This window comes from Streptomyces sp. NPDC058157 (assembly GCF_042884105.1).
Lineage (GTDB): Bacteria > Actinomycetota > Actinomycetes > Streptomycetales > Streptomycetaceae > Streptomyces.
The window spans coordinates 1-4,212 of sequence record NZ_JBHVUQ010000343.1 but is presented as its reverse complement, the minus strand read 5'-3'; the positions used below and the strand labels follow the sequence as shown (position 1 = coordinate 4,212).

4 protein-coding genes and 1 riboswitch are annotated in these 4,212 nt (G+C 74.6%); of the genes, 2 read left to right on the top strand and 2 right to left on the bottom strand.

Translation table 11 applies throughout. The features are described 5' to 3' along the window. Together ACFVXK_RS37365 and ACFVXK_RS37360 are read right to left on the bottom strand one after the other, a co-directional pair. Positions 1 to 837, bottom strand: an 837-nt coding sequence (locus ACFVXK_RS37365; RefSeq protein ID WP_389621460.1) for a prenyltransferase/squalene oxidase repeat-containing protein, incomplete at its 3' end; no start/stop codon positions are given. Positions 838 to 966: 129 nt separating this feature from the next. Continuing rightward, a riboswitch (cobalamin riboswitch) is annotated at positions 967 to 1,046 on the bottom strand. Positions 1,047 to 1,240: 194 nt separating this feature from the next. Continuing rightward, positions 1,241 to 2,281, bottom strand: coding sequence for an MBL fold metallo-hydrolase (locus ACFVXK_RS37360; RefSeq protein ID WP_389621463.1), 1,041 nt, complete (start codon positions 2,279 to 2,281; stop codon positions 1,241 to 1,243). A gap of 209 nt (positions 2,282 to 2,490) precedes the next feature. Between ACFVXK_RS37360 and ACFVXK_RS37355 the strand changes: the two genes are divergently transcribed. Then, the gene (locus tag ACFVXK_RS37355; protein WP_389621457.1) at positions 2,491 to 3,942 is read left to right on the top strand and encodes an aldehyde dehydrogenase; all 1,452 of its coding nucleotides are present in this window, start codon (positions 2,491 to 2,493) and stop codon (positions 3,940 to 3,942) included. Beyond that, positions 3,942 to 4,175: a ferredoxin gene (locus ACFVXK_RS37350; protein WP_389621454.1), complete on the top strand. Its 234-nt coding sequence runs from the start codon at positions 3,942 to 3,944 to the stop codon at positions 4,173 to 4,175. The genes ACFVXK_RS37355 and ACFVXK_RS37350 overlap by 1 nt, the downstream gene beginning before the upstream one ends. Positions 4,176 to 4,212 lie beyond the last annotated feature (37 nt).

Here is a 4,212-nt window from a genome sequence, read left to right as displayed (position 1 = left end):
GGAGACGGCCGTCAGGTGGCCGTCCTTCTTCAGGGCCTCCGCCAGGGAGCCGGCCGCGGCCTGGGCGGCGCCGGCCGGGTCGGCGGCGCCCGCCGGGCAGGCCAGCGGGGCGGCGGCGGTGTCCGTGGTGGCGGGCTCGACGAGGGTGCCCTTGCCCAGGCCCGCCAGGACGGCGGCGGCCGTGGCGTCGGCGTTGGCGGCGAGCTTGCCGTCGGCCGGCTGGTAGCCGAAGGCGCCCCGGTCGGAGGCCGGCTCGGCGGAGCAGCCCAGCTGGAAGGAGAGCAGGCCGTCGTAGGCGGACTTGCCGGCCTTCGACTTCACGTCGGCGGGCTTCTCGCCGGCCACCGCCAGCGCGCTGGTCACGATCGAGGTGGAGCTGCCCTCGCTGGGGGAACCGGGCGCGTAGGCCCAGCCGCCGTCCTCGTTCTGGACGGACTTCAGCCAGTCCACGGCCTTTTTGACCTGCGCGTCCTTGCCGCCGAGGGCCTTGAGGGCCTGGACGGCCACGGCGGTGGCGTTGGTGTCGAGGACGGTCGTCGCGTCACAGGCCTTCGTGGCGTCGGCGCGGAACGAGGCGAAGCCGCCGTTCGCGCACTGCTGGCCGGTCAGCCAGTCGACGGCCTGCGGGGCGGGCTTCTCGCCGACGGTCTGCTGGGCGAGCAGCGCGAAGGACTGGCGCCACACCCCGTCGTAGGAGGGGTCGGCCTTGCCGAAGAGGCCCGAGGGGACGACCGGCGGCGCGGACGGAGCCGGGGTGTCGGCGAGGGCCGCGGGGGCGGCGCCCACGCAGAGCACGGCGGAGGCGGCGAGCGCGGCTGCGCTGCGGCGGACGTTCATGGCGGGGCGGGTGCCTCTCGTGCGGGGAGCGGGAGACGGGCACGCGCGGGCACCGGGCTCCGGCTCCGTTTACCTCGACGGTGCCGGCCGCCGGGGCTCCGGCGGCACGAGCCGCGCACCTCCGCTACGGGGCATTCCGGCTCCCCGCCCCGCACGCTGCGGGTCGGGTCACGGTTGCGGGTCAGCGCCGGATTCGCACCGGCTTCCCCCCGTACGGAAGTGTGGACGACGGCCTCACTCTACCGGCCCCCGCCCCGCGGGCCCGGGGGCGCCGGCCCCGCGCACCCCCGGCCGGCGCGGCTCAGACCGCCCGGTACGCCCCCGGCCGGCGCGGCTCGGACCGCCCGGTACGCCCCCGGCCGGCGCCGCTCAGACCGCCCGGTACGCCCCCGGCCGGCGCCGCTCAGACCGCCCGGTACGCCACCGGCTCGGTGCCGGGGACCGCCTCGGCCCGGCCCTGCTTCACCAGCCGCCGCAGGTGGGCTTCCGCTTCGGAGACGGCGATGTTCCGCGAGCCGTAGGGGATCCGCTCCCAGGGCCGGTTCCACTCCATCCGTTCCGCCAGCGCCCACGGGGTCAGCGGCTCGGCCGCCAGCAGCCGCCACAGCCCGTCCAGCCGCTCCTCGTGGTGGGTGAGGAGCTCCCGGACGCGGGCGGGGGCGTCGGTGAAGGCGTGCTGGTGGGCCGGGAGCACTTCGGCGGGCTTCAGGCGGCCGACGCGTTCGAGGGAGTCGAGGTAGTCGCCCAGGGGGTCGGTGGCCCGGGTGTCCTCCGGGGCCTCGTACAGGCCGATGTGCGGGGAGATCCCGGGCAGCAGGTGGTCGCCGGAGAAGAGCCGGCCGTTGCCGGGCAGGTTCGCGGGGTGGGCCTCCTCCAGGTGCAGGCAGACGTGGCCGGGGGTGTGCCCGGGGGTCCAGATCGCGCGCAGCCGGCGCCCGGGCAGCGCCAGCAGCTCCCCGGGGACGATCTCGCGGTCGGGGACGGCGGCCCGCAGCCCGGGCAGGGTCCGGGCCCGGCCGCTCTCGCGCAGCGCCCGCAGCGGTGCGAGGTGCTCCTCGGGGGCTCCGGCGGCGGCGAGCTTCTCGCCCATGTAGTCGAACCAGTGGCCCGGGTCGGCGGAGCGGGTCCGCAGGACGACCTCGGTGTCGGCGGCGTGCATGGCGATCCACGCCCCGGAGGCCTCGCGGACCTTCCCGGACAGGCCGTGGTGGTCGGGGTGGTGGTGGGTGATGACCACCCCGTGCACGTCGGCGACGGCGATGCCGAGCGCGCCGAGCCCGGCGGTGAGGGCGTCCCAGGAGTCGGGGTCGTCCCAGCCGGTGTCGACGAGGACGGGCCCGGCGTCCGTGTCGAGGACGTGGACGAGGGTGTGTCCGAGGGGGTTGTCGGGGATGGGGACCCGGATGCCCCACACACCCCCGCCGTGGTCGGTGACCTGTGACATGACCTCTGACATGGGGGCTCCCTGGCCGGCTCGGTCCGCTCTGACGAGAACGCGTTCCAGTAGTAGCCCAAGTAGACCATCCACCAACAGTCCTGACCGGTCATCGGATCTTTCGTCGCCCCCGTCCGGACCGTGGACTCCTGGAACTAGAACTGGTATCAGTTCTGCGACATCGGTGAGAGCGTGCGCAGCCCCTGGAGGCATCGGACATGACCGAGCTCGTGGAACACGGACAACTGTTCATCGGCGGGGAATGGACCGATCCGCTGGGCTCGGACACCATCCGCGTCGTCTCCCCCCACACCGAGCAGGTCATCGGCAGCGTCCCGCACGCCTGCGAGGCCGACGTCGACCGGGCCGTCGCCGCCGCCCGCAGGGCCTTCGACGAGGGCCCCTGGCCCCGCCTGACCCTGGACGAGCGCATCGCCGTCGTCACCCGCATCAAGGACGCCATCACCGTCCGGCACGAGGAGATAGCCCGCTCCATCAGCTCCCAGAACGGCTCCCCGTACTCCTGGAGCGTCCTCGCCCAGGCCCTCGGCGCGATGATGGTCTACGACGCCGCCATCACCGTCGCCCGCGACCACCCGTACGAGGAACGCCGCCAGGGCGCCCTCGGCCCGATCCTCGTGCGCCGCGAGCCGGTCGGGGTCGTCGCCGCCGTCATCCCGTGGAACGTGCCGCAGTTCGTGGCCGCCGCCAAGCTCGCGCCCGCCCTGCTCACCGGCTCCTCCGTCATCCTCAAGCCCTCGCCCGAGGCCCCGCTGGACTCCTTCATCCTGGCCGACATCGCCCGGGAGGCCGGGCTGCCCGAGGGCGTGCTGTCGGTCCTGCCGGCCGACCGCGAGGTCAGCGAGTACCTCGTCGGCCACCCCGGCATCGACAAGGTCGCCTTCACCGGCTCGGTCGCGGCCGGCAGGCGGGTCATGGAGGTCGCCGCCCGCAACCTGACCCGGGTCACCCTCGAACTCGGCGGCAAGTCCGCCGCCGTGATCCTGCCCGACGCCGACGTGGCGGCCGCCGTCGCCGGGATCGTCCCCGCCGCCTGGATGAACAACGGCCAGGCCTGCGTGGCCCAGACCCGGATCCTCGCCCCGCGCAGCCGCTACGAGGAGATCGCCGAAGCGCTCGCGGCGGCCGCCGGAGCCCTCGTCGTCGGCGACCCCCTCGACCCGGCGACCCAGCTGGGCCCGCTCGTCGCCCGGCGCCAGCAGCAGCGCTCCCTCGACTACATCCGCATCGGCCAGGAGGAGGGCGCCAAGCTCCTCACCGGCGGCGGCCGCCCGGCGGGCCTGGAGCGCGGCTGGTACGTCGAACCCACCCTCTTCGGCGACGTCGACAACGCGATGCGGATCGCCCGCGAGGAGATCTTCGGCCCGGTGGTCTGCCTGATCCCCTACGGCGACGAGGCGGAGGCCTCCCGCATCGCGAACGACTCGGAGTTCGGCCTCAGCGGCAGCGTCTGGACCGCCGACGTGGACCACGGCATCGACTTCGCCCGCGGCGTGCGCACCGGCACCTTCAACGTCAACACCTTCAGCCTGGACATGCTCGGCCCCTTCGGCGGCTACAAGAACAGCGGCGTGGGACGCGAGTTCGGCCCCGAGGGCCTGAGTGAGTACCTGGAGCACAAGATGATCCACCTGCCGGCGGGCTCGTGATGGGCGACCGCTGGCAGATCGAGGTGGACCGGGGCGTCTGCATCGGCTCGGGCATGTGCGTGAACCACGCCCCGGACGCCTTCACCCTCGACTCCGCCCGCCAGTCCCACCCCCGCACCCCGCAGACGGACGCCAACGAACCCGCCCTCACGGCCGCGGAAGGCTGCCCGGTGGAGGCCATCCTGATCACCCTGGCCGCCACGGGCGAGCCGGTGTTCCCGCCGGAGGACTGACGACGGGCGTGTCGGGCCGGAGCCGACGGCTCCGGCC